The organism is Rhodococcus sp. CH91, assembly GCF_022554085.1.
Lineage (GTDB): Bacteria > Actinomycetota > Actinomycetes > Mycobacteriales > Mycobacteriaceae > Rhodococcus.
In genome coordinates, this window is sequence record NZ_JAKFYR010000016.1 from 1 (window position 1) to 22,516 (window position 22,516).

22 protein-coding genes are annotated in these 22,516 nt (G+C 67.2%); 12 read left to right on the top strand and 10 right to left on the bottom strand.

The features are described from left to right. The first annotated feature begins 29 nt into the window (after positions 1 to 29). Positions 30 to 452 carry an SDR family NAD(P)-dependent oxidoreductase gene (locus MOM01_RS21540; RefSeq protein ID WP_241387490.1) on the top strand — a complete coding sequence of 141 codons (423 nt, stop codon included), beginning with the start codon at positions 30 to 32 and terminating at the stop codon, positions 450 to 452. On the opposite strand, the gene MOM01_RS21545 is transcribed toward MOM01_RS21540, so the two are convergent. Beyond that, positions 401 to 1,549, bottom strand: a complete 1,149-nt coding sequence (locus MOM01_RS21545; RefSeq protein WP_241387491.1) for a DUF7802 domain-containing protein — start codon at positions 1,547 to 1,549, stop codon at positions 401 to 403. The genes MOM01_RS21540 and MOM01_RS21545 overlap by 52 nt on opposite strands. Further along, entirely contained in the window at positions 1,549 to 2,484 is a 936-nt protein-coding gene (locus MOM01_RS21550) for a metal-dependent hydrolase (RefSeq protein WP_241387492.1), read from the bottom strand. Before MOM01_RS21550 ends, MOM01_RS21545 begins: the two co-directional genes overlap by 1 nt. 217 nt (positions 2,485 to 2,701) lie before the next feature. Here MOM01_RS21550 and MOM01_RS21555 point away from each other — a divergent pair, with 217 nt between their 5' ends. The 3 genes from MOM01_RS21555 (at position 2,702) to MOM01_RS21565 (ending at position 4,803) form a co-directional block, all read left to right on the top strand. After that, a complete protein-coding gene (locus MOM01_RS21555; protein ID WP_241387493.1) occupies positions 2,702 to 3,325 on the top strand; it encodes a TetR/AcrR family transcriptional regulator in 624 nt (207 codons plus the stop codon). Between the two features lie 58 nt (positions 3,326 to 3,383). After that, complete coding sequence (locus MOM01_RS21560) at positions 3,384 to 3,854, top strand: rhodanese-like domain-containing protein (RefSeq protein ID WP_374112358.1); 471 nt, start codon at positions 3,384 to 3,386, stop codon at positions 3,852 to 3,854. A 106-nt stretch (positions 3,855 to 3,960) separates the two neighbouring features. Then, positions 3,961 to 4,803, top strand: coding sequence for an alpha/beta fold hydrolase (locus tag MOM01_RS21565; RefSeq protein ID WP_241387495.1), 843 nt, complete (start codon positions 3,961 to 3,963; stop codon positions 4,801 to 4,803). Positions 4,804 to 4,807: 4 nt separating this feature from the next. Here MOM01_RS21565 and MOM01_RS21570 read toward each other — a convergent pair whose 3' ends face one another. Genes MOM01_RS21570 through MOM01_RS21580 form a run of 3 tightly spaced genes read right to left on the bottom strand, consistent with a single transcriptional unit; the run spans position 4,808 to position 7,696 of the window. After that, positions 4,808 to 5,518 (bottom strand): type 1 glutamine amidotransferase, encoded by a 711-nt coding sequence (locus MOM01_RS21570; RefSeq protein ID WP_241387496.1) that lies wholly within the window; start codon positions 5,516 to 5,518, stop codon positions 4,808 to 4,810. Then, positions 5,511 to 6,764 (bottom strand): Mur ligase family protein, encoded by a 1,254-nt coding sequence (locus tag MOM01_RS21575; protein ID WP_241387497.1) that lies wholly within the window; start codon positions 6,762 to 6,764, stop codon positions 5,511 to 5,513. Before MOM01_RS21575 ends, MOM01_RS21570 begins: the two co-directional genes overlap by 8 nt. Further along, positions 6,659 to 7,696, bottom strand: coding sequence for an EamA family transporter (locus MOM01_RS21580; protein WP_241387498.1), 1,038 nt, complete (start codon positions 7,694 to 7,696; stop codon positions 6,659 to 6,661). Before MOM01_RS21580 ends, MOM01_RS21575 begins: the two co-directional genes overlap by 106 nt. A 72-nt stretch (positions 7,697 to 7,768) precedes the next feature. Between MOM01_RS21580 and MOM01_RS21585 the strand changes: the two genes are divergently transcribed. Then, positions 7,769 to 8,665, top strand: coding sequence for a LysR family transcriptional regulator (locus tag MOM01_RS21585; RefSeq protein ID WP_241387499.1), 897 nt, complete (start codon positions 7,769 to 7,771; stop codon positions 8,663 to 8,665). A 22-nt stretch (positions 8,666 to 8,687) separates the two neighbouring features. On the opposite strand, the gene MOM01_RS21590 is transcribed toward MOM01_RS21585, so the two are convergent. Continuing rightward, positions 8,688 to 9,062: an SHOCT domain-containing protein gene (locus MOM01_RS21590; RefSeq protein WP_241387500.1), complete on the bottom strand. Its 375-nt coding sequence runs from the start codon at positions 9,060 to 9,062 to the stop codon at positions 8,688 to 8,690. A 220-nt stretch (positions 9,063 to 9,282) separates the two neighbouring features. Continuing rightward, positions 9,283 to 11,094, bottom strand: a complete 1,812-nt coding sequence (gene leuA, locus MOM01_RS21595; RefSeq protein ID WP_241387501.1) for a 2-isopropylmalate synthase — start codon at positions 11,092 to 11,094, stop codon at positions 9,283 to 9,285. A gap of 357 nt (positions 11,095 to 11,451) precedes the next feature. Between leuA and MOM01_RS21600 the strand changes: the two genes are divergently transcribed. The 6 genes from MOM01_RS21600 (at position 11,452) to MOM01_RS21625 (ending at position 18,339) form a co-directional block, all read left to right on the top strand. After that, positions 11,452 to 12,717 (top strand): aspartate kinase, encoded by a 1,266-nt coding sequence (locus MOM01_RS21600; RefSeq protein WP_241387502.1) that lies wholly within the window; start codon positions 11,452 to 11,454, stop codon positions 12,715 to 12,717. A 2-nt stretch (positions 12,718 to 12,719) separates the two neighbouring features. Further along, on the top strand, positions 12,720 to 13,781 hold the full coding sequence (locus MOM01_RS21605) for an aspartate-semialdehyde dehydrogenase (protein ID WP_308197025.1): 1,062 nt from the start codon (positions 12,720 to 12,722) through the stop codon (positions 13,779 to 13,781). Positions 13,782 to 13,930: 149 nt separating this feature from the next. Further along, the gene (locus tag MOM01_RS21610; RefSeq protein WP_241387503.1) at positions 13,931 to 14,509 is read left to right on the top strand and encodes a TetR/AcrR family transcriptional regulator; all 579 of its coding nucleotides are present in this window, start codon (positions 13,931 to 13,933) and stop codon (positions 14,507 to 14,509) included. Then, a complete protein-coding gene (locus MOM01_RS21615) occupies positions 14,506 to 16,011 on the top strand; it encodes a flavin-containing monooxygenase (protein WP_241387504.1) in 1,506 nt (501 codons plus the stop codon). Before MOM01_RS21610 ends, MOM01_RS21615 begins: the two co-directional genes overlap by 4 nt. Next, positions 16,008 to 17,720 (top strand): FAD-dependent oxidoreductase, encoded by a 1,713-nt coding sequence (locus tag MOM01_RS21620; protein WP_241387505.1) that lies wholly within the window; start codon positions 16,008 to 16,010, stop codon positions 17,718 to 17,720. Before MOM01_RS21615 ends, MOM01_RS21620 begins: the two co-directional genes overlap by 4 nt. After that, positions 17,713 to 18,339, top strand: a complete 627-nt coding sequence (locus MOM01_RS21625) for an acetoacetate decarboxylase family protein (RefSeq protein ID WP_241387544.1) — start codon at positions 17,713 to 17,715, stop codon at positions 18,337 to 18,339. Before MOM01_RS21620 ends, MOM01_RS21625 begins: the two co-directional genes overlap by 8 nt. A 48-nt stretch (positions 18,340 to 18,387) precedes the next feature. Here MOM01_RS21625 and efeB read toward each other — a convergent pair whose 3' ends face one another. From efeB to efeU, 3 genes are read right to left on the bottom strand one after another with little or no spacing between them, the layout of a single operon-like run. Then, a complete protein-coding gene (efeB, locus tag MOM01_RS21630; RefSeq protein ID WP_241387545.1) occupies positions 18,388 to 19,632 on the bottom strand; it encodes an iron uptake transporter deferrochelatase/peroxidase subunit in 1,245 nt (414 codons plus the stop codon). 55 nt (positions 19,633 to 19,687) lie between these two features. Then, on the bottom strand, positions 19,688 to 20,821 hold the full coding sequence (efeO, locus tag MOM01_RS21635) for an iron uptake system protein EfeO (protein WP_241387506.1): 1,134 nt from the start codon (positions 20,819 to 20,821) through the stop codon (positions 19,688 to 19,690). A 24-nt stretch (positions 20,822 to 20,845) separates the two neighbouring features. Continuing rightward, on the bottom strand, positions 20,846 to 21,727 hold the full coding sequence (gene efeU, locus MOM01_RS21640) for an iron uptake transporter permease EfeU (RefSeq protein WP_241387507.1): 882 nt from the start codon (positions 21,725 to 21,727) through the stop codon (positions 20,846 to 20,848). Positions 21,728 to 21,994: 267 nt separating this feature from the next. Here efeU and MOM01_RS21645 point away from each other — a divergent pair, with 267 nt between their 5' ends. Further along, positions 21,995 to 22,429: a Fur family transcriptional regulator gene (locus tag MOM01_RS21645; protein WP_241387508.1), complete on the top strand. Its 435-nt coding sequence runs from the start codon at positions 21,995 to 21,997 to the stop codon at positions 22,427 to 22,429. Positions 22,430 to 22,516: the final 87 nt, after the last annotated feature.

Genomic DNA, 22,516 nt, shown 5'->3' on the forward strand with positions numbered 1-22,516 from the left:
CTCCAACAACGCGGTGTTGCATCGACCGGTTGAATCCGCCCCGGGCCGCACCGGGCTATGCGGTCTACTCCGCGGCGAAGGCGGCCGTCGAGCAGTTCGCCCGAACTCTCTCCGTGGAGGTGGCGCCGTACGGGATCCGGGTGAACAACGTCGCTCCCGATTTCGTGCCCACTCCCGGACTGGAGAAACTCGCAGTCGGGGAGCATGCTCTGGCCGACGCCACCAGTGCCGGGATCGCGATTCCGATGGGACGTGTGGGGCACGTCCACGATGTCTCGAACTGCGTGGTGTTCCTCGCATCCGGGTTGTCGTCGTTCGTCACCGGGACGACCCTCCACCCCGACGGCGGCGTCCTCGCGTCGTCGGGGTGGTTCAACTGGCCGGGCACCGGCTGGGCGAACTACGCCCCGGCGAGCGTCCTCGAAGGGATGTCGTCGCTACCTGCCGGCTGAGGGCGCGGAACGGTGAAGGTCGCAGCCACACATGCGATCGCGACGACGAAGCACGCCAGGGTGTACCACAGGTTGCCGATGGGGTCGCCGTTCTCGGTGACCCCATCGACGGCGGCGAAGTAGTCGGGCAGCGCACCGATCCACAGCACGGCCATCACGACGAGATAGACGAGGGCGTACCAGCGGACGAGGTCGTTGGAATAGGGACGCTCGGAGCCGTTGCTGCGCAAGCGCACCCATTGGCGTGAGAGCACATGGAGCGCGACGATCGACAGGATCGCGAGTTCGGCGGCGTAGATCGTCGCGCGCACCGTGGTGCTGCCCATGCCGATGACGGTCGCCGGTGCCGGGAGCACCACGGTGCCCACCGACGCGAGCAGGCCGACCACAATGGTGCGCCAGGTCAGTTCGATGCCGTTGAAACGGCGACCGGCATCGATGTGCCGGCCGACGAAGAACTGGGCACAGAACGCGAGGGACATCGGCCACAGGGCGGCGAAGACCACGACACTCGGGAGCGGAACGGAGTCGAAGAAGGGCTGATTGATCGGGTTGTCCAGCGACCATTCCCACCACCGCAACTGCGGGCCGAGATGATCGAAGATCTCGTAGAAGGCGTGGTGGACGAAGCCCACACAGGCTGCACCGACGAAGGTTCCGTATCGGTGGAAGACACCCAGCATCCGGACGATCTCGAACGCGATGGTCGCCATCAGCGGATAGATGGCGATGATGTACAGCGGCAGACGTCCCCACAGGAATTCGACGGTGAACACGTTGTGCGCGAACATCGTATCGATGTACTCCTCGACACCGAAGGCGTCCGGGAAGTACAGCAGCGGTTCGATGATGAACAGGAACGCGAGGGTGCCGAGCCACACGACGAGGTTGGTGGCGTCACCGGTCCGCCGGAGCCGGACGATCGCGTGCACCAGCATCAGCACGGCGCCGAGCACGATGGTCGCCTCGAGGACGGGTAGGGTCCAGTTCTCCAGCGCGAACGGGCTGCGCAGTTCGAAGATCCCGCCGGCTTCCTCGCACGAGAATCCGAGTCGGCCGGCGAGGTCCTCGAAGGTGGGAGAGCACAGGTCGGACATCAGTTGTTCCTCCCGGCCACGGTTTCCGCGGTGTACCAGTGCGAGACGTCGTAACCCTCGTCGAATCGCCGGAACCACACGTCGGCCAGCGCCGGCAGTTTCTCGTGGTCGGGATTGTGCTTGGGGAGCTGACTGCGGACGACTCCCACCAGGGCGACGAGTTGCTCACCGAGCGGCAGGACGTCGAACGCGCGCGGCATCGGGCCGTGATCCTCGTACTGCAGGAACGGCAGTCGGCGCCGCAGGTGCTGTTTGCGCCGGTAGGACGCGAACATCGACATCGCGTCGATCTTCCGGTCCTCGAGGGGGACGTGCTTGTTGAAACCCTCGCACGCGATGGCGATGACGTCGAGGACGTGCCGGAAGACCGACGGGGCCTGGCGCATGCGATAGCGATCGCTGCCGACGACGGCATCGAAGATGATGAGCGCGGAACTGCGGTGCTCCACCTCCTCGACGAAGTGCCAGATGAACAGTGAGGCGACCCGGTCGTCGCCGGGACGGAACAGTGCGGCCTCGTTGTCGAGCATGAGTTTGAAGACGGGAGTGAAGGTCGCCTCGAGATCCGCGGTGTACGCGAGCCGGTATTCCGCCGGCGTCTCGGCGGTGAGCGTGTCGAACGCGCCGATCACGTCGTCGAGGGTCTCCTGCAAGCCGGGATAACGCTTGATCAGGGCTTTGACGTGCTGGCGGTGTGCCGTCGAGTGCTGACCCTCCTGGTACATGAAAGCGTTCGCTTCCTCGAGGATCTCCGGATCGGTGATGCGCGGGGTGATCTCGCGGATCAGGTTCACGATCATCTTCTCGAAACCGATCGCGAGGAACGAGACGGCGTTGGCCATGCTCGAGAAGGCGGGATTCTCCTCGTTCCAGAGGAACGGCACGTCGTGATCCGCGAACGCGAAACGCATCTTGCGGACCTGCAGGTTCGTCATGGGCTACCTCGTCTCGTCGGCGCCGGCCGGCCGGGCCGGGACACGGATGGAGCTGGCCTCGGAGGAGCGGGAGGCCTCGGTCGGGCGTGACCATACACGAAATGCGATAGGTGTATGATAGGTGTCTCATCTGCTCGAGGGAGCCGTTCCGGAGGTCATCCGCGAAGACCGTGCGTGTTACCGTCGGGCTTTCTTTCGACCGTTCGAGGAAGCAGACGTGGCGCGCAGACGTGGGTGGGGCGGGAGTCCTCCTGCCGACGACGAGGAAGCAGCGCAGCGGATCGTCGCCGCTGCGGTCGAGCTGATCGGCCGGACCGGCGCCGAGATCAGCATCGCCGATGTCGCCCAGTCCCTGGGAGTGATCCGCCAGACGGTGTACCGCTACTTCCCGAGCGCCGACGCCTTGATGCGCGCCGCTGCGATCGCGTCGGTCGAGGATTTCCTCGAGCGGCTGACCCGGCAGGTCGCCGGGCTCGACGATCCGGTCGACGCCATGACCGAAGGGGTCGTCTACACCCTCGCCGAGGTACGTCGCACCCCGCATCTCGGACTGCTGCTGTCGAGCAGCTATTCGAATCCGCATCCCGAAGCGATCGCCTCCGAGGAGGCGTGGATGTTCGGGATGGCGATGATCAAGCGATTCGATGTGGACTGGGAGGGCCACGGCTACGACGACGACTCGCTCGCCGAACTGGTCGAATACGTGCTGCGCACGATGCAGTCGTTCTTCGTCTCGCCGGGAACTCCACCGCGCTCGGACGACGAACTGCGCCGGTATCTGCGTCGCTGGATGGGTACGGCGATCCTCGCCCAGAAGCAGTGGACGTCCCGGACACAGTGAAAGGCGCCACCTCCCGCGGCGAACGGTCCGGGGGCGGCCACGCTCCCGTAGAGTCCCGATCGTGAGGAGCGATCAGAAGTTCCGGCGAGCCGAACGTACGCGCGACGACGACCCGCAGAACGTCCCGCGGCCGGCGGAGGGCGAAGCCGACCGCATGGTCGTGGAGACCACCTGGGGGAAGGTGCAACCTCTGCGCGCGGCGGAGGGTGTCGCGACCGTCGGAGAGCTCGAAGTCGTCGAGATGCTCGGTGAGGGTGCGGTGCTCGTGGACACGAGGGTCCCCGATTCCCGGAGCGGGGTGACCATTCCCGGTGCCGTGAACATCCCCCACGACGACATCGTCGCGCGGAAGGGCGAACTCGACACCGACCGCACGACGATCGTCTTCTGCAACGGTCCCCAGTGCCCGCAGTCGCCCGACGCGATCCGGCAACTGATCGACGCCGGATATCCGCCGTCCGCGCTGGCCTATTACCGGGGTGGCCTGCACGATTGGGCCACACTGGGGTTCCCTCTCGAATATCTGTGACCGATCGCTGCGCCGGGGAACGCACACCCGAACCCCCGGCCCGAGGGTAGATTCCGTGGGAACGACCTCACCGTGAGGGTGCAGGGCGGCCGGGAAGGGGAAGTGGATGGGGGATCGCATCACGACCGTCGAGCGGGACGGTCTGCGACTGGACGTGCGCGACGAAGGCCCGCTGGACGGTGAGCCGATCGTCCTGCTCCACGGATTTCCTCAGGACTCGCGTTCCTGGAACGAGGTCGCCCCTCACCTGCATGCGGCGGGTTACCGCACTCTCGCCCTCGACCAGCGTGGCTACTCGCCCGGCGCACGCCCGGCCCGTCGTCGTGACTATCGCATCGACCTCCTCGTGGACGATGTCGTGGCGCTCGTCGACTCGGTGCCGGGCGGGCGCGCGCACGTCGTCGGCCACGATTGGGGAGCGCTCGTCGCCTGGGCGCTCGCAGCGCATCGGCCCGATCTCGTGCACAGCATGACGGCGGTGTCGGTTCCGCACCCGGCGGCTTTCCTGCGCTCCTTCGGCACGAGTATGCAGTTGCTCCGCTCGTGGTACATCCTCGCGTTCCAGTTGCCCTGGATCCCGGAGATCCTGTTGAGCAACAAGATGTTCGCGTCCGCAGTGCTGCGCCGCACCGGCCAGCCGTCCGCGGCGGCCGAACGCGACGCCGCGCGCCTGGCGGATCCGGCGGCGGTCCGCGGCGGGGTGCACTGGTACCGCGCGGTGCCCCTGGCGAACGTGCGGGCGACGATGAAGACCGTCACCGTGCCCACCCTCATGGTGTGGAGCGACAACGACATCGCGATCGGGCCGGCGGGCGTCGAGGCGACCCATCGCTACGTGAGCGGCCCGTACCGGGCGGAAACCCTGGCCGGCACGAGCCACTGGATACCGGACGAGGAACCCGAAGAACTGGCACGTCTGGTGCGCGAGCACGTCGCGGCCCGCAACTGAGAGCTCAGGCGCGCAACCGTTCCTGTCTCAGCAGCTCCACCTCGGGAAGATCCAGCGGGGGCAGCGAGTCCACTCCCAGGGCGCGGGCCAGAAGATGGTCGGCGAGTTCGGGATTGCGGGCCAGTACCGGGCCGTGCAGATAGGTACCGATCACCGATCCCTGCACGGCGCCCTCGAGGCCGTCACCGACACCGTTGCCGACGCCCCGGTCCACGCGGCCGAGTCCGGTCGCCTCGGATCCGAGAGTCGTTCCACCGCGGTGGTTCTCGAATCCGGTCAGGGGCCGGCTGAGCCCGGCGAGGGTGGGCCGGATGACGATCTCGCCGATCGCACGGGTGCGCTGAGGCGAGGTGGTGGCGTCGAGCATGCCCACCCCGTCCACGCGCTCGCCCGAGGACGTCTCGTACCAGTGACCGAGCACCTGGATGGCAGCGCAGATGGCGAGCACGGGGGCTCCGCGCTCGGCCGCGCGCTGCAGTCCCGGATAGCGCAGCAGATGGCGGGTGGCCAATCGCTGGGCGGCGTCCTCGGCGCCGCCGAGCGTGTACAGGTCGAGGGACTCGGGGACAGGATCGCCCAGACCGATCTCGACGACCTCGGCGTCGTGACCACGCATCCGTAGGCGCTGTCGCAGCACCAGGGCGTTTCCTCCGTCGCCGTAGGTGCCCATCACGTCGGGCAGGACGAGTCCGATGCGGACGGTCGACTCAGGCATGGGCAGCTCTCCTGGCGATGGCGGTATTGAGATCGCGGAACGCGGTGTAGTTGGCGAGCACCTCCACGCGGCCGGGAGGGCACGAGGCGATGGCCTTCAGGGGGTCCGGAACCAGGGTGTGCTCGACTCCGGCATAGGTGAGGCGGACGGCGAGATCGGTGCCGCGCTCACCCGCCGCGACCACCTGCACACCTTCGAAATGTTCGAACCGGACATCCCACAGCCACGAGAGGTCTTCGCCGTCCGGTACCTGGCCGTTGACGGCGATGACCAGACCGTCGACGGTCGGATCGATCATCGACAGGGCTTCCTGCCAGCCGGCGGGATTCTTCGCGAGCAGCATGTGCACCGAGTGCGGCCCCACCTGAACCGTCTTGTAGCGTCCGGCGATCTCTTCCACGACCGAGGCCGCCGCGGCGGCCTTCTCCGGATCGGCGCCGAGGGCCACGGCGGCGGCGACCGCCTGGGCGGCGTTACCGCGGTTCGCGCGGCCGGGCAGGGTGAGCTTCATCGGGATCACGAGACCGTCCGGCCCGTACAGATTCTCGCCGTCCACCCACCAGTCCGGCTTCGGACGCGCGAAATCGGAACCGGTGCTGTACCAGTGGTCGCCCTCGCGGACGATGGGCTCACCCGTGCGGGGGCAGCTCACCGAATCGTTGGCCCAGCCGGCACCGGCAGCGACCCAGACGACGTTCGGATTGTCGTAGGCGGCCGAGGTGACGAGAACGTCGTCGCAGTTCGCGACGATCACGGCATCGGGGTGACGCTTCAGGCCTTCGCGCAGCTTACGTTCGATCATGTTGATCTCGCCCACCCTGTCGAGCTGGTCGCGGGTGAGATTGAGCAGCACGATCGCCTGGGGGTCGAGCGCGTCGGCGACATGCGGGGTGTGGAGTTCGTCGACCTCGATCGCGGCGAGGGGTGCCTTCAGGTCGGTGGCGAGAGCGGCGACGATGCCGGCGTCCATGTTGGCCCCGTCGGCCTGCGTGACGACGGCGTCGATCGTCTCGAGCGCCGCCGCGGTCATGCGGGTCGTCGTCGATTTGCCGTTGGTGCCGGTGACGAGCACGGTCCGCCGGCCGTGACCGAGTTGCTTCATGAGTGCCGGCTCGATCTTCAGGGCCACGAGCCCGCCGATCATCGAGCCTTTGCCGCGTCCGGCCTTCTGGGACGCCCACGCGGCGGCGCGGGCTGCGCGCAGTGCGAGCCGTCCACGTGCGGTGATTCCGGTGCTAGTTCCCACGTCGGCGAGTGTTCCACAGGCCCGGGGGAGTCGTGTCGCCGGAGGCGCGTCCTGCTCGTCACATCGACGCGTGCGCCCTGGGCGATGAGGGCTCCGAGCACGACGATCGCACCGCCGATCAGGGCGGACGGAGCCGGCCGCTCCCCGAGAGTGATCCCCGCTACGGTGAATCCGACGACCGGCACCATGAGCGAGAGCGGAGCGACGGTGGCGGCGGGATAACGCGACATCAGAGAGACGTAGATGCCCGTGCCGGCGATCGTGCCGGCCAGCGCGATGTAGGCGATTCCCGCGAGCGCGAGCCAACCCTCCGTGGACGTGAACGAGGTGCCGAGGGTGGACCACGCTTCGGGACCCTCCACGAACCACGAGAGCGCGAACAGGGGGAGTACGGGGATCACGCACATCCACAGCATCAGGCGCATGGGTTCCCTCGACGCGGCCTTGCGGGTCGCGATGTTGCCCACGGCCCAGGACATCCCTGCCAGGAGGGCGAGCAGCATCGGGACGAGGCTCGCGTCCCCGGCGCCCTGGCCGAGCGCCACGATCGTCATTCCGCCGACGGCGGCAACCAGCCCCGCGATGCGGACACCACCGAGCCGCTCCCGCAGGAACACCGCTGCCAGAAGAACCGTGAAGGGCGCGGAGGACTGCAGGACGAGCGAGGCGAGCCCGGTGGGGAGGCCGGCCTCCATCGCGGCGAACAGGAGGGCGAACTGGCCGAATCCGAAGCCGGCGCCGTAGAGGAGGAGCCAGCGCACGGGCACGGTGGGCCGCGGAACGAACAGGAGTACGGGTACCGCGATGACGGCGAAGCGCAGGCCGGCGAAGAAGAACGGCGGGAAATGGTCGAGGCCGCTCCGGATCGCGAGGAAGTTGCATCCCCACAGTGCCACCACGGTGAGAGCGAGCATGCGATCCCGGAACGACATGCTCGCAATTCTTTGCCGACCGAATGATCAGGACAAGCGAATGTTTCTGAACCTTCTGTGTAGCATTTCTACATGGATGTCGCGCGTCTGCGTATTCTCCGCGAGCTCGCCGACCGCGAGACGATCGCCGCCACCGCAGGTGCGCTGTCGATGACACCCTCGGCGGTGTCCCAGCAGCTGAAGGTGCTTGCGCGGGAGGCAGGTGTGCCTCTGCTCGAGCCCGACGGCCGGCGCCTGCGCTTCACCGACGCCGGCCGGGCCCTGGTGGTGTGCGCCGACGAAGTTCTCGACGCCCTCGACCGGGCCGTGGACGAGATGTCGGCCCACGCCCGTTCCCCGCGAGGCAGGGTGCGCGTCGCCACCTTCCCGTCCGGTGCCGCGCTTCTGCTCCCCGCGGTTCTCGATTCCGTGGAGGAGACCGGCGTCGTACTCGATGTGAGCGACGAGGACGTACCGGCCTCGGCTGCGCCTGCCCTGCTCGCCGACTACGACGTCGTGCTCACCCACCGCGACGAGCGGTCGGCGCCGCTGACGGGACCGCGTGTGTCCGTCGAGACCCTCATGCGCGAACCTATCGACCTCGTCCTTCCCCCGGGGCATCGGCTCGCGTCGCGGCGGGAAGTGCGGGTCGGCGAACTCGCGGGGGAGAGCTGGGTCAGTGTGCGAGGCGGTTTCCCCGTCGACGACGTCCTGCTCTCCGTCGCTGCCGTGACGGGGATGCAGCCGCGAGTTGTCCACCGTATCAACGATTTCCGGGTGATCGAGGAACTCGTCGCCGCGGGTCGCGGGGTTGCCCTGCTGCCTCGCTATTCGGTGCTGCATCCCGCACTGGTTCGGGTGCCGCTGGCAGGGGTGCGCGCCGCGCGGATCTACGAACTCGTGACGAGGCCGGGTGCGCAGCGCAGGCCGGCGGTGGGGGCGGTGATCGACAGTTTCCGAACCGCGGCGGCGCGGGCATTGTCGGGATGACCGATCGCCGGGTGGAAGCCGGTCAGGCCAGGGCTTTCGCCTTCAGTGACTCGAACTCGGTCTGGTCGATGACTCCTTCGTCGAGCAGCTTCTTCGCGTCGGCGATGTGCTCGGCCGGAGACCTGCCCGCCACCGATCGGATGTAGTCGTCCTGCGCGGACTTGAACTGGGCGGCCTCCCTCGCGGAACGCCGGGCCATACCGTCACCGTGGACGATCAGATAGATCAGGCCCGTGAGCCACGGGAAGACGAACAGGAAGAAGATCCAGATCGCCTTGACCCAGCCGGACTGTTCCCGGTTGCGGAACAGATCTCCGATGATCATCCACAACATGATCAGGTACGCGATGAATGCGAAGCACACGATGATGTACCAGATGATGTCCATGAACTCCATGAGAACGCTCCGATCCCGGCAGAATTGTTCTGCGTGAGTAGGTTCCGGAATCCGGCGGACTTCGAGCGTGCCTTCCCGCCGTCCGGACCCGACTATAACCGCGCAAAGGGGGATCTTCGGGTGAAATACCGATCCCGGATACGGACTCGGAGGGTGAAATTCCCGTGAACGACGAATGCGGCGGACCCGGAGTGGGTCCGCCGCATTCGTGTGCGGGAGGTCAGCGGTGGGCGCGGTTCACCGCGGAGACCACCGCGCGCAGCGACGCGGTGGTGATCGACGGGGCGATACCCACACCCCACACCAGGACGGTCGTGCCGTCGGGACGGGTGACGTCCGCTTCGACGTAGGCGGCGGCGTTGGCGTCGTCACCGGCCGACATGGCGTGCTCGGCGTAACCGCGGACGGCCACCCGATACTCCAGCGATTCGAGGGCGTCGACGAAAGCCGCGAGCGGGCCGTTGCCGCTACCGGAGATCTCCTTCTCCACGCCGTCGACCTTCAGCACAGCCGAGATGGTGTCCTCGCCGTCGTCGGTCTCCGCTGCGGTGACCTTCTGCCGGATGCGTTCGAGCGGGGTGATCGGAGCCAGGTACTCCTCGTGGAAGATGTCCCACATCTCCTTGGGGCTGACCTCGCCACCTTCGCCGTCGGTGACCTTCTGCACCGCCTGCGAGAACTCGATCTGCAGGCGTCGCGGCAGGTTCAGGCCGTGGTCCTGCTTCATGATGTACGCGATGCCGCCCTTGCCGGACTGCGAGTTCACGCGGATCACGGCCTCGTAGGTGCGGCCGACGTCCTTCGGGTCGATGGGCAGGTACGGCACAGCCCAGGTGTGGTCGTCGACGTCGACGCCGGCGGCCTCCGCGTCGACCTTCATCGCGTCCATACCCTTGTTGATCGCGTCCTGATGGCTGCCGGAGAAGGCGGTGTAGACCAGGTCGCCGCCGTAGGGATGGCGCTCGGGGACGGGCAGCTGGTTGCAGTACTCGACGGTGCGACGGATCTCGTCGATGTTCGAGAAGTCGATCTGCGGGTCGATGCCACGGCTGAACATGTTCATGCCCAGGGTCACCAGGCACACGTTGCCGGTGCGCTCGCCGTTGCCGAACAGGCAGCCTTCGATGCGGTCGGCGCCGGCCTGGTAACCCAGCTCGGCCGCCGCGACACCGGTGCCGCGGTCGTTGTGCGGGTGCAGCGACAGGATGATCGAATCGCGCTTCGCCAAGTTGCGGTGCATCCACTCGATCGAATCGGCGTAGACATTGGGCGTGGCCATCTCGACCGTTGCCGGCAGGTTGATGATGACCGGGTTCTCCGGGGTCGCGCCGAGTGTCTCGACGACCGCGTCGCAGACTTCCTTGGCGTACGACAGTTCGGTTCCCGTGTACGACTCGGGGGAGTACTCCCAGCGCCAGTTCGTGTCGGGGTGGTTCTTCGCTTCCTCGAGCACCAGTTCGGCGGCGTCGGTCGCGATCTTCTTCACCGTCTCCTTGTCGGCCCGGAACACCACGCGCCGCTGCAGGATCGACGTCGAGTTGTAGAAGTGCACGATCACGTTCTGCGCGCCGGCGCAGGCCTCGAAGGTGCGCTTGATCAGCTCGGGCCGGGACTGCGTCAGCACCTGGATGGTGACGTCGTCGGGGATCGCGCCGTCCTCGATGATCTCGCGGACGAAGTCGAAGTCGGTCTGGCTCGCGGACGGGAAGCCGACCTCGATCTCCTTGTAGCCCATGCGCACGAGCAGGTCGAACATGCGGCGCTTGCGCGCGGGGCTCATCGGATCGATCAGCGCCTGGTTGCCGTCACGCAGGTCGACGGCGCACCAGGCGGGGGCGCGGTCGATGATCTTGTCGGGCCAGGTGCGATCGGGCAGCGAGACAGGCTCGACCTCCTCGGCGAACGGCCGGTACCGGTAGGTCGGCATCGAGGAGTTCTTCTGCTTGTTCCAGGCCGGCTGGTCGGCCGGAGCGGGCTTGCTCGGGGGTGTGATGGTGCGCGGGCCGGAGGTGAAAGCGTCGGCGGGTGACATGACGTACTCCAAAGAGAGAGGGGACCTGTAGGCCCAGATCGAGTATCGACCGGCGCGTCGAAACCCCGCGACGGGAAGCCGGTCTGGTCAGATCCCGCCGCGGCGGCCGAGGAGAAGCGCGCGCTGCATGCCCTGCAGTGTATCGTGCTGTCCTTGCCGACGACCAAGTGGCGCCTCCCACAGAGGCCGGCGTGTCCGTACCGGGCGGGAACCTGCTGCCGCCGACCCCGTGACGTAGCGACTTCCCCACCGCCTCTGTTGCGCACGACACTTTCGTGACGCGCCACGACCGGCGGAAGTCGCGGTCGGTAAGCTGAGCCACTGGACTTGTTTCCCGAGACCCGGAGGTTGGCCAGCGTGGCACTCGTCGTCCAGAAGTACGGAGGATCCTCGGTCGCGACGGCCGAGCGGATCCGGCGCGTCGCTGAAAGGATCGTCGAGACCAAGAAGGCGGGCCACGACGTCGTGGTCGTCGTCTCCGCGATGGGGGATACGACCGACGAACTCCTCGACCTGGCTCAGCAGGTGTGCCCGGTGCCCCCGGCCCGCGAGATGGACATGCTCCTGACCTCGGGCGAGCGCATCTCGAACGCTCTCGTCGCGATGGCGATCCATTCCCTCGGCGCCGAGGCCCGCTCGTTCACGGGTTCGCAGGCGGGCGTGATCACCACGGGCAGCCACGGCAAGGCGAAGATCATCGACGTCACGCCCGGCCGGGTGCGCACCGCTCTCGACGAGGGCAGCATCGTGCTGGTCGCCGGCTTCCAGGGCGTGAGCCAGGACAGCAAGGACATCACGACTCTCGGTCGTGGCGGTTCGGACACCACCGCCGTCGCGCTCGCCGCGGCTCTGAAGGCCGACGTCTGCGAGATCTACACCGACGTCGACGGCGTGTTCACCGCCGACCCGCGCATCGTCAAGGACGCGCAGCGTCTCGAGAAGGTCTCGTTCGAGGAGATGCTCGAGCTCGCCGCGTGCGGCGCGAAGGTTCTCATGCTGCGGTGCGTGGAGTACGCCCGCCGCTACAACGTGCCCGTGCACGTTCGTTCGTCGTACACCACCAAGCCCGGCACCATCGTGTCCGGATCGATGGAGGACATCCCTGTGGAAGAGGCCCTGATCACCGGCGTTGCGCACGACCGCAGCGAAGCCAAGATCACTGTCGTCGGCATCCCCGACACTCCCGGCTACGCGGCCAAGGTCTTCCGTGCCGTCGCCGACGCCGAGATCAACATCGACATGGTGCTGCAGAACATCTCGAAGGTCGAGACCGGCAAGACCGATATCACCTTCACCCTCCCGAAGAGCGACGGCCCGCGCGCGGTCGAGCTGCTCACCAAGCAGCAGGGTGAGATCGGCTTCACCCAGGTGCTCTTCGACGACCACATCGGCAAGGTCTCCCTCGTCGGTGCGGGCATGAAGAGCCATCCCGGTGTCACGGCCAAGTTCTGCGAGGCCCTCGCCGACGCCGGCATCAACATCGACCTGATCTCGACGTCGGAGATCCGCATCTCCGTGCTGGTCGACGACAACGAACTCGACGACGCAGTGCGGGCGCTGCACGACGCATTCGAGCTCGGCGGCGACGAAGAGGCCGTCGTGCACGCAGGAACGGGGCGGTAATCGTGACCACCAATCAGGCGAGCGAAGCGACGGGGAAGACCGTTGCGGTAGTAGGCGCGACGGGCCAGGTCGGCATCGTCATGCGCACCCTCCTCGAGGAGCGTAATTTCCCCGCCGACAAGGTGCGGTTCTTCGCCTCGGCCCGCTCGGCCGGGAAGAAGCTGCCGTTCCGGGGCGAGGAGATCGTGGTCGAGGACGTCGCGGCGACCTCCGACGAGGACCTGAAGGGAATCGACATCGCGCTGTTCTCGGCCGGTGGCACCCTCTCCAAGGAGCAGGCACCGCGGTTCGCGGCGGCCGGGGCGATCGTCGTCGACAACTCGTCGGCGTGGCGCAAGGATCCCGAGGTCCCGCTCGTGGTGAGTGAGGTCAACCCGGAGCAGGTGAAGAACCCGCCGAAGGGCATCATCGCCAACCCGAACTGCACGACCATGGCTGCGATGCCGGTACTCAAGGTGCTGCACGACGAGGCCGGGCTGCAGCGTCTGATCGTGTCGAGCTACCAGGCCGTCTCCGGTAGCGGACTCGCCGGGGTCGAGGAACTCGTCGGCCAGGTCCGCGCGGTCGCGGACGAGGCGGACAAGCTCGTTCACGCCGGCGACGCCGTGGACTTCCCGGCGCCGGACAAGTACGTCGCGCCCATCGCGTTCAACGTGGTCCCGCTCGCCGGGTCGCTCGTCGACGACGGTTCCGGCGAAACGGACGAGGACCAGAAGCTGCGCAACGAGTCGCGCAAGATCCTGGGCCTGCCGGAGCTGCTCGTGTCGGGTACGTGTGTGCGTGTCCCGGTCGTCACGGGCCATTCGCTGTCGATCAACGCCGAATTCGAGCGTCCGCTCTCGGTCGAGCGCGCGCAGGAACTGCTCGCGAACGCCCCGGGTGTCCGTCTCGTGGATGTGCCCACGCCGCTCGCCGCCGCCGGCGACGATGTCTCGCTCGTCGGGCGCATCCGTCAGGATCCGGGAGTTCCGGAGGGCCGGGGTCTCGCGCTCTTCGTCTCGGGTGACAACCTGCGCAAGGGTGCCGCTCTGAACACGATCCAGATCGCCGAGCTTCTCGTCTAGGCGTTCACGCTCTTCTTCGAACGAGCGGGTGGACCTCCTCGGAGGATCCACCCGCTCGTTTCTCGTCTTCGGGAGCTCGTCACCCCGACTCCGAAGAAAATTTACAAGCAGTCTGGACTGTTTTTTCTTTTGCCGTTACGATTCGTAGCGTGATCCAGGACACTGCGCCGCAGGGAAATCGAACCCAGGCGCAACGCACAGCTGCGACGCGAGCGAAGCTGCTCGACGCCGCGATCGACTCTCTCGTCGAGCACGGCTATTCGGGAACGAGCACCCAGGGAATCGCCAAGCGTGCCGGTGTGTCCCGGGGAGCCCAGCTGCACCACTTCCCGACGAAGGAAAGCCTCGTCGTGGCCGCCGTGGAGCATCTCGTCGACAAGCGACTGACCGAGATCCTCGAAGCACGCCCGGAGCCCGAGCGAGGCTTCGAAGCCCTCCTCGACGGCTTCTCCGGACCGCTGTTCGATGCCGCCCTGGAACTGTGGGTCGCAGCACGGACGGATCGGGTCCTGCACGAGGCGATGATCCCGCTCGAGCGCAAGGTCTCCGACGCGCTCCGTATCGGTTGCCTCGAGATCATGGGCGACCGGGTCACGCCCGAGGGGATCGACCTGAGCATCGAACTGGCGCGCGGCTTCGCGGTCTCCGCCCTGATGCGCACCCCCGAATCCGATCGAGAGTTCCGGGAGCGTCTTCTCCCGGTCTGGAAGGCTCTGGTGATGAAATGAGTCTCGCACTGCTTCCCGATCACGTGCACACGCTCGTCGTCGGCGCGGGGTTCGGCGGTATCGGCATGGTCGCAACGATGTTGCGCGAGAATCCCGATGCCGACGTACTCGTCCTCGAGCGAGGGGACGACGTCGGGGGGACATGGCGTGTGAACACCTATCCCGGTGCGGCATGCGACGTTCCGAGCGCGCTCTACTCGTTCTCGTTCGCTCCCGAACCCGACTGGTCGCGAGCGCACGGCACGCAGGAGGAGATCTACGCGTATCTCCGCCGCGTCGCCCGCGAAACGGGTGTGGCCGACCGGACGATGTTCGGATGCGAACTGCGCGAGGCGCAGTGGGACGCCGAGCGATCCCTGTGGACGATCTCGACATCGCGCGGCGACCTGACCGCCGACGTAATCGTCGCCGCCACCGGCGCGCTCTCGACCCCTACCTATCCCAAGGTTCCGGGTCTGGAACTGTTCCGCGGCAAGAAGTTCCATTCGGCCGAATGGGATCACGACCACGACCTCAGTGGTGAGCGAGTCGCCGTCATCGGTACAGGAGCCTCCGCCATCCAGTTCGTCCCGGCGATCGTCGACCGCGTCGAGCACCTCACGCTCTTCCAGCGCACGGCTTCCTGGGTGATGCCCAAGCACGATCCCGCCATCGCACGGTCTGTGCGCACGCTCTACCGCCGTTTCCCGTCGGTGCAGAAGATCATGCGCGGTGCCGTCTACGGCCAGAAGGAGATCTACGTCGTCGGAATGACGAAACCCTTCGCCCGCAAGTACTTCCTTCCGTTGTTCGAGGTCCGGGCACGTCAGATCCTGCGCAGGAGCGTGCGCGACCCCGAGTTGCGCAAACGTCTGACGCCCGATTTCGCGATCACCTGCAAGCGGATCCTCCTGTCCAACGACTGGTTCCCCGCCATCACCCGGCCGAACGTGGACGTGGTGTCCTCCGGTCTGGCGGCGGTCACCGAGGGTGGTGTAGTCGACGACAAGGGCGTCGAGTACCCCGTGGACACGATCATCTTCGGCACCGGCTTCACGCCTACCGAACCGCCTGTCGCGCACCATATCCGGGGAGGTGACGGGCGGACCCTCGCCGAGACGTGGGACGGGAGCCCCTCGGCCTATCTGGGTATCACCGTGCCCGGTTTCCCGAATCTGTTCCTCATGTACGGGCCCAACACGAATCTCGGCCACAGCTCGATCGTGTACATGCTCGAATCCCAGGCGAACTACATCGTCGACGCACTGCGCACGATGGACCGGCGCCGCATCACGGCCGTGGAGGTACGCGACGAGGCGGTGCGTCGCTACAACGCGGACCTCGATCCCGCGCTGAACGAGACCGTCTGGAATCAGGGTGGCTGCAGCAGCTGGTACATCGACGAGAAGGGCCGCAATTCCGTGATGTGGCCGACCTTCACCTGGCAGTACCGGGCGCGGACCAGACAGTTCGACCCCGAGAGCTACATCGAGCACCGCGCGACCACAGGAGTGAGCGCATGACCCATTACGACGTCCTCGTGATCGGCTCCGGATTCGGCGGCAGTGTCGCCGCGCTGCGGGCCACCGAGAAGGGATATCGGGTCGGTGTCCTCGAGGCGGGCAGGCGTTTCGAGGATCACGAGCTGCCCAGGACGAGCTGGCGCCTGCGCAAGTATCTGTGGGCACCCCAGCTGGGCTGTTACGGCGTGCAGCGGATGCACCTGCTGCCCGACGTGCTCGTCATGGCCGGCGCGGGTGTGGGCGGCGGATCACTGAACTACGCCAACACCCTGTACAAGCCGCCGACACCCTTCTTCCGCGACCCGCAGTGGGGTCACATCACCGACTGGGAAGCAGAGCTGGCGCCGTACTACGACCAGGCGGCGCGAATGCTCGGGGTGCGCCCGAACCCGACCACCAGCCCCGCCGACGAGGTGATGCGGCAGATCGCCGAGGAGATGGGGGTCGGAGACACCTACACGACCACCCCGGTGGGTGTGTTCTTCGACGAGCCCGGGAAGACCGTTCCCGACCCGTACTTCGGTGGTGCCGGTCCCGACCGGACCGGCTGCACCGAATGCGGTAGCTGCATGACGGGCTGCCCTGTGGGGGCGAAGAACACGCTCGTCAAGAACTATCTCTACCTCGCGGAGAAGGCCGGCGCGCACATCCACGCCCTGACGACGGTCACGCGGGTCGTGCCCCGTCCCGGTGGTGGATACGAGGTCCACACTCGCAGAACCGACGGAATCAGGAAGCGCCGCACGCTCTACACGGCAGATCAGGTGGTGATCGCGGCCGGCACCTACGGCACGGCCCGACTGCTGCTCGCGAGCCGGGAGACGGGCGATCTTCCGAACCTGTCGCCGACTCTCGGCACCGTGGTACGCACCAACTCCGAGGCGGTACTCGCCGCGACCGCTCAGGACCGCGTCGTCGACTACACACAGGGCGTGGCCATCACGTCGTCCTTCCATCCGGACGATCACACGCACATCGAACCCGTGCGCTACGGCAAGGGCAGCAATCTGATCGGTCTTCTCCAGACGTTGCTGGTGGACGGTGGTACCAGGATGCCGCGACTGGTGAAGTTCTTCGGTGTCGCCGCAAAGAATCCCGGGGCCTTCCTCCGGTCGCTGTCGGTACGCAACTGGTCGGAGCGGACGGTGATCGCGCTCGTGATGCAGACCGACGACAACTCGCTCGAACTCGCCACCCGTCGCACACCACTCGGACGCGGGCTCACCAGCAAGCAGGGACCGGGCACCCCGCCACCCGAGTGGATCCCGGTGGGCCACGAGGCGGTTCGCCGGATCGCCGACAAGATCGACGGTGACGCCGGTGGGTCGATCGCCGATCTGTTCAACATCCCGATGACCGCACACTTCCTCGGTGGGTGCGCGATCGGCGACTCTCCGCGCACGGGCACCGTCGACGCGTATCTGCGTGTCTACGGACACGAGGGGCTGCACGTCGTCGACGGGTCGGCGGTGAGCGCGAATCTCGGCGTCAATCCGTCGCTCACCATCACCGCACAGGCCGAGCGCGCGCTGGCGCTGTGGCCGAACAAGGGGGAGAAGGACGAGCGTCCTCCGCTCGGTTCCGCCTACGAACCGGTGCGGCCCGTTCAGCCGGTGCGGCCCACCGTTCCCGTCGATGCGCCCGCAGCGCTGCGACTTCCCATCACCCCCGTCCGGAAGGAGAGTGCCCGTGCTCTGGACAGTGCCTGAGAGCGAAGACGAACGCATCGACTATCCCGTCTCACCGCCCCCGCCCTGGCCGGCCGACGTGCGCGCCACCCTGTGGTGGCATCGCAGTACCCCGGAAGCCGCCGAATACGGCCCGGCCGGCCCGACCCTACCGATCACGCTCGCGATGATGGTCGACTATCTGGACTCGCCGGTAGGGCCGTACCGGGAGGTGCTGGCCAGTCCGGTTCTGCGACGCGGGCTCCTCCCTGCCATGGCAGTGCCCTTCATCGCCGTCGACTCCGAGCCCTCGGTACACGGCGGCCGCGAGCACTGGAAGCTCCCGAAGGTACTCGCGAAGTTCGACGGCGACGTCCTCGGTGACTTCTCCGCGACCGGAGCGCGATGGAATGTGTCGACCTCGGCCGCACCGAAGGGACCGGAACTGCCGATCGCCGGCGGGCTCACCTTCGCCCAGCCGATCCCGGGGGGCGCGGTCGAGCGGGCGTCGGCCCGGTTGCGCGGGAAGTTCCGCTACGCGCGGGTGACCGTCGCGGCGGAAGGGCCGACGCTGAGCCGCTGGCTCCGCCCGGGTACCCACCACGGCATCGTCATCACCTCCGGACGGATGTCGACGGGCCCGTCGCGGGTCGTGAGGTAGACGGAGGCATCGGGTCACGCCCTCGCGCGAGCGGGGGCGGCCCGGGCCTCAGGAGGACGCACGACCGAACAGCGTCGAACCCCAGTAGCCGCCTTCGCCGACCCCAGGTGGCACGGCGAACACCGCGGAACCGACGTGCTCGATGTACTCGTTGAGGGCATCGTTGCGGGCGAGAGCCTGCTGCATGGGGACGAACTGCTTCTGGGGGTCCCGGCAGTACGCGACGAAGAACAGACCGGCGTCGAGGTGCCCCAATCCGTCCGATCCGTCGGTGAAGTTGTACCCACGGCGCAGGATCCGGATGCCCCCGAGTTCTTCGGCCGATGCCAGTCGCACGTGCGCGTCGTCGTCGATGACCGGTCGGCCGCCGGCGCCCTTCGCCGCGAGTTGCAGGTCGTCGAATTCGTTCTCCCCCCCGAGCGGAGCACCGCTGTCCTTGCTGCGTCCGACGACGCGCTCCTGCTCGTTCAAGGTGGTGCGGTCCCACGGCTCGATCAACATGCGGATGCGCCGGGCCACCAGATACGAACCACCCGCCATCCACTCCTGATCGTCCTGGGAGTCCACCCACACGTGCTGCGCGACGGCCGAGCCGTCCTCTGCCTTGATGTTGCGCGTTCCGTCCTTGAACCCGAACAGGTTCCGCTGTGTCACCTGGCCGGTCGACGTCGACGAGGTGCGGCCGAAACCCAGCTGCGACCAGCGCACGGCCACGACTCCGAAGCCGACACGGGCGAGATTGCGTATCGCGTGCACCGCGACCTGCGGATCGTCGGCGCATGCCTGGATCGCGATGTCGCCGCCGCACCGGGCCGGTTCCAGCGCATCACCCGTGAATTTGGGGAGATCCGTCAGTGCGGCCGGGCGCAGGCCCGCGACCCCGAAACGGTCCGTGCCGTTCACCTCGAACAAGGACGGTCCGAAACCGATGGTCAGCGTCAACTTCGCCGCCGGCAGGTCGAGTGCCTCACCGGTGTCGCTGGGCGGGTTGTACTCCCCGGCGCTCGTCGCGCCACCCTCGGTAGCCTCCTCGCCGGCCGTCATCCTCTCGGCCATGTCCGTCCACTTCCGGAGCATCGCGACGAGTTCGTCCCGGGAGTCGGTGGTGACGTCGAATGCCACGAAGTGCATGCGATCCTGTGCGGGCGTGACGATTCCGGCCTGGTGGGTGTCGCGGAAGGATACGACCTGTGCGTCCGGTGAGTCGGGCGCGGTCAGCCGGCCGACCACGGCGCCGGTGCCGGCCAGCACGGCTCCGGCTCCGACGGCGCCGAAGAGCTGCCGCCGGGACAATCCCGGACGAGCCCCGCCGTCGGGCCGGCCGTTGTTCGGCGGCCCGCCGTTCTGCCTACTGTCCTGCGATGACACCTTGCACCTGGCTCACTTCGGCGGACAACGCGTCGATCTTCTGCGACAGGCTCTGTCGCTGTGGCTCGGTCACCGTGTCGTAGGCGACGAATCCGTCACCCCGGCGGTACCGGGCGAGCTCGGCATCGAGTTCTGCGAAGCGCTGGTCGATGCGTGTCGCAAGCTCGGGGTTGCGCTCGTCGATGATGGGACGCAGGGAGGCGATCGCGGCCTGTGAACCGTCGGCGTTGGCCTGGAAGTCGTACAGGTCCGTGTGCGAGAAGATGTCCTCCTCGCCGGTGATCTTGGTGCGTGCGATCTCGTCGAGCAGTGTCTGGGCACCCCCTGCGACCTGGATGGGATCGATCTCGAAGTCGGGTGCCGTGACGCCGTGTGCGAGTTCCTGTATGTCCGCGAGCAGCTGGTCGGCCATCGCGGCCGTGTCGGGCTGCAGGCCCTGTGCCCACAAGTCCTTCTCGAGGCGATGGAAGCCGGTCCAGTTCCAGCCCGCTTCGGCGTCGGCCTCGCGCAGGTCGATCCGGGGGTCGAGGTCGTCCGGGAAGCTCTCGGCGATCGGTTCGATCCGCTCGTAATACGTGCGGGTCGAGGGGTAGAGGGCTTTCGCGGTCTCGACGTCGCCGGCGTCCACGGCAGCGACGAAGGTTGCCGCGCTGTCCTGGAGCGCGGTGAGCTGGCTCTCGACGTAACGCGTGTAACCGGCGGCGGCTTCGGTGAGGCGACTGTCCTGGTCTGTGCCGATCTTCGAATCGCCGGTGACGGTGAACTCCGTGCGGATGCCGTCTCCGATCATGCCGGGCTTGCACGCGGTGTGGTACGTGCCGGCCTCGGCCAGATTCACGATCAACTCGCGGCTGAGACCGGGCCCGACGTTCTCGACCTCACCCATCACTCGGTCCCCCTCACCGTAGACGTAGAACTCGGTGACCTTGGACCCGTTGTTGGTGATCGTGAACGTGTTGTTGCCGGTCTCGCCGTTGTCCGCCGCGACATCACAGGTCGTGTCGGTGGCGGTGACCGCGATCGACTCACCGGCGGCTGTCTTGGAGGTGCATGCGGTGGCGGCGAAAGGCGCGATCGCGAGAAGCGCGAGGGCGAATCCGATGGTACGACGCACGGTGAACCTTTCGGGAACGAGCGCTCAGGATGCGGTGACGGCCCGCTCGGTCACCCGCTCGGTTCCGACCGGGCGGAGGAACAGGGGCAGCACCACGGCGAGATAGACCAGCCAGGCGACGACCTGCAGCACTGTGGGGTCGGGCCGGAAGTTGAAGATCCCCTGCGCGACGGTGCCGTACCAGCTGGAGGTGTCGAAGGTGGACGAGATATCGAACGCCATCGTGGATCCGCCGGGGAGCAGACCGGCGATCTGCAGCGCCCGGACGCCGTAGGCGAGGATGCCTGCCGCGACGACGACGAGGAGTATTCCGGTGTAGCGGAAGAACCGGGCGAAATCGATCCGCACGGCCCCGATGTACAGCAGGACGGTGAGTGCGGCGGCGACCACGATGCCGAGCAGCAGCCCGACGAGCGGCCACGTGCTCCCGGCGCTGTTCTCGGCGTAGCCCACGAGCAGCAATGCCGTCTCCACTCCTTCGCGACCGACCGCGAAGAAGGCGGTCGCGGCCACAGCAACCGGTCCGACCGCCAGGGCCCGGCCCATGCCGCCGCGTAATCGCCCGGAGATGGACGAGGCGGCGGTGCGCATCCACAAGACCATCGCGGTGACGATCGCGACCGCGACGAGCGAAGCGAGTCCGCTGAGGAGTTCCGCCGCCGTGCCGGTCACGGTCGAGGTGCCGTAGTGGATGACACCGAAGATCACGGCCACCATCGCCACAGCCGAGCCGACACCGGCCCAGACCCACTTCAGTGCGTCGCGGCGCCCCGATTTGACCAGGAAGGCGACGAGGATCATCACCACGATGCCCGTCTCGAGGCCTTCTCGGACGCCGATGAGGCCACTGCCGAACACTTGCGTCACGATGGAGGGCGCTTCGGCACCCGCGGCGGAGGCGGACACGGCATGTACTCCTGATGTGGATCGGACGGCCGAGCTTCCTCATCCCGTGTGGAGGCGGGACCGCGTCGAGTAGCTGGGGTGAACCTAGCATTCCCTAAGGTGTCGCGAAACCGCCTCGGGCGTAATGATCTTCGATCGTCCCTTCTGTGCCGATTGTCCTTTCCCGCCGGCGCGGTTCCCGTCGCGATGCCGTGCGGTCCCGGGAGTGACCGGAGCCACCCGACCTCTTTTCTTGACTAATTCCAGAAAAGGGGCATACTTGGTGCCATGCAACAAGGACACGAGCATCACTTCGACCCCCAGGAGCGGTTGCGTTCCGTGGGTTTGCGGGTGACGTCTCCCCGCGTTGCCGTATTGAAAACTGTTGCCGAGCATCCGCACTCGGATGCAGACCGGATCGCCGCGCAGGTTCGTGACGAACTCGGTTCGGTGTCGACGCAAGCCGTCTACGACGTGCTCAAAGCGTGCGTGGCGCACGGTCTGCTCCGCCGGATCGAACCGGCCGGATCACCCGCACGGTACGAGACCCGCATCGGCGACAACCATCATCACCTCGTCTGCCGCGCCTGCGGCACGGTCGTCGACATCGACTGCGTCGTCGGGGCAGCGCCCTGCCTGACGCCGTCCGACGACCACGGTTTCGTCATCGACGAAGCCGAGGTCACCTTCTGGGGCCTGTGCCCCGACTGCCGCGACAACTAATTCCCGCTCACTTCACCGGTAGCCCGGGTCCGCCACGGACCCGAGCTACGGGTTCGTGTCCCGATACCCGGAACACCCGTATTCGGA

Bases quoted from the DNA above. Each gene is read 5' to 3' on its own strand.
- MOM01_RS21565 (WP_241387495.1), top strand. From the start codon at position 3,961: ATGGGGGATCGCATCACGACCGTCGAGCGGGACGGTCTGCGACTGGAC.
- MOM01_RS21570 (WP_241387496.1), bottom strand. From the start codon at position 5,518: ATGCCTGAGTCGACCGTCCGCATCGGACTCGTCCTGCCCGACGTGATG.
- MOM01_RS21620 (WP_241387505.1), top strand. From the start codon at position 16,008: ATGACCCATTACGACGTCCTCGTGATCGGCTCCGGATTCGGCGGCAGT.
- MOM01_RS21580 (WP_241387498.1), bottom strand. From the start codon at position 7,696: ATGTCGTTCCGGGATCGCATGCTCGCTCTCACCGTGGTGGCACTGTGG.
- MOM01_RS21590 (WP_241387500.1), bottom strand. From the start codon at position 9,062: ATGGAGTTCATGGACATCATCTGGTACATCATCGTGTGCTTCGCATTC.
- MOM01_RS21545 (WP_241387491.1), bottom strand. From the start codon at position 1,549: ATGTCCGACCTGTGCTCTCCCACCTTCGAGGACCTCGCCGGCCGACTC.
- leuA (WP_241387501.1), bottom strand. From the start codon at position 11,094: ATGTCACCCGCCGACGCTTTCACCTCCGGCCCGCGCACCATCACACCC.
- MOM01_RS21615 (WP_241387504.1), top strand. From the start codon at position 14,506: ATGAGTCTCGCACTGCTTCCCGATCACGTGCACACGCTCGTCGTCGGC.
- MOM01_RS21645 (WP_241387508.1), top strand. From the start codon at position 21,995: ATGCAACAAGGACACGAGCATCACTTCGACCCCCAGGAGCGGTTGCGT.
- MOM01_RS21550 (WP_241387492.1), bottom strand. From the start codon at position 2,484: ATGACGAACCTGCAGGTCCGCAAGATGCGTTTCGCGTTCGCGGATCAC.
- MOM01_RS21585 (WP_241387499.1), top strand. From the start codon at position 7,769: ATGGATGTCGCGCGTCTGCGTATTCTCCGCGAGCTCGCCGACCGCGAG.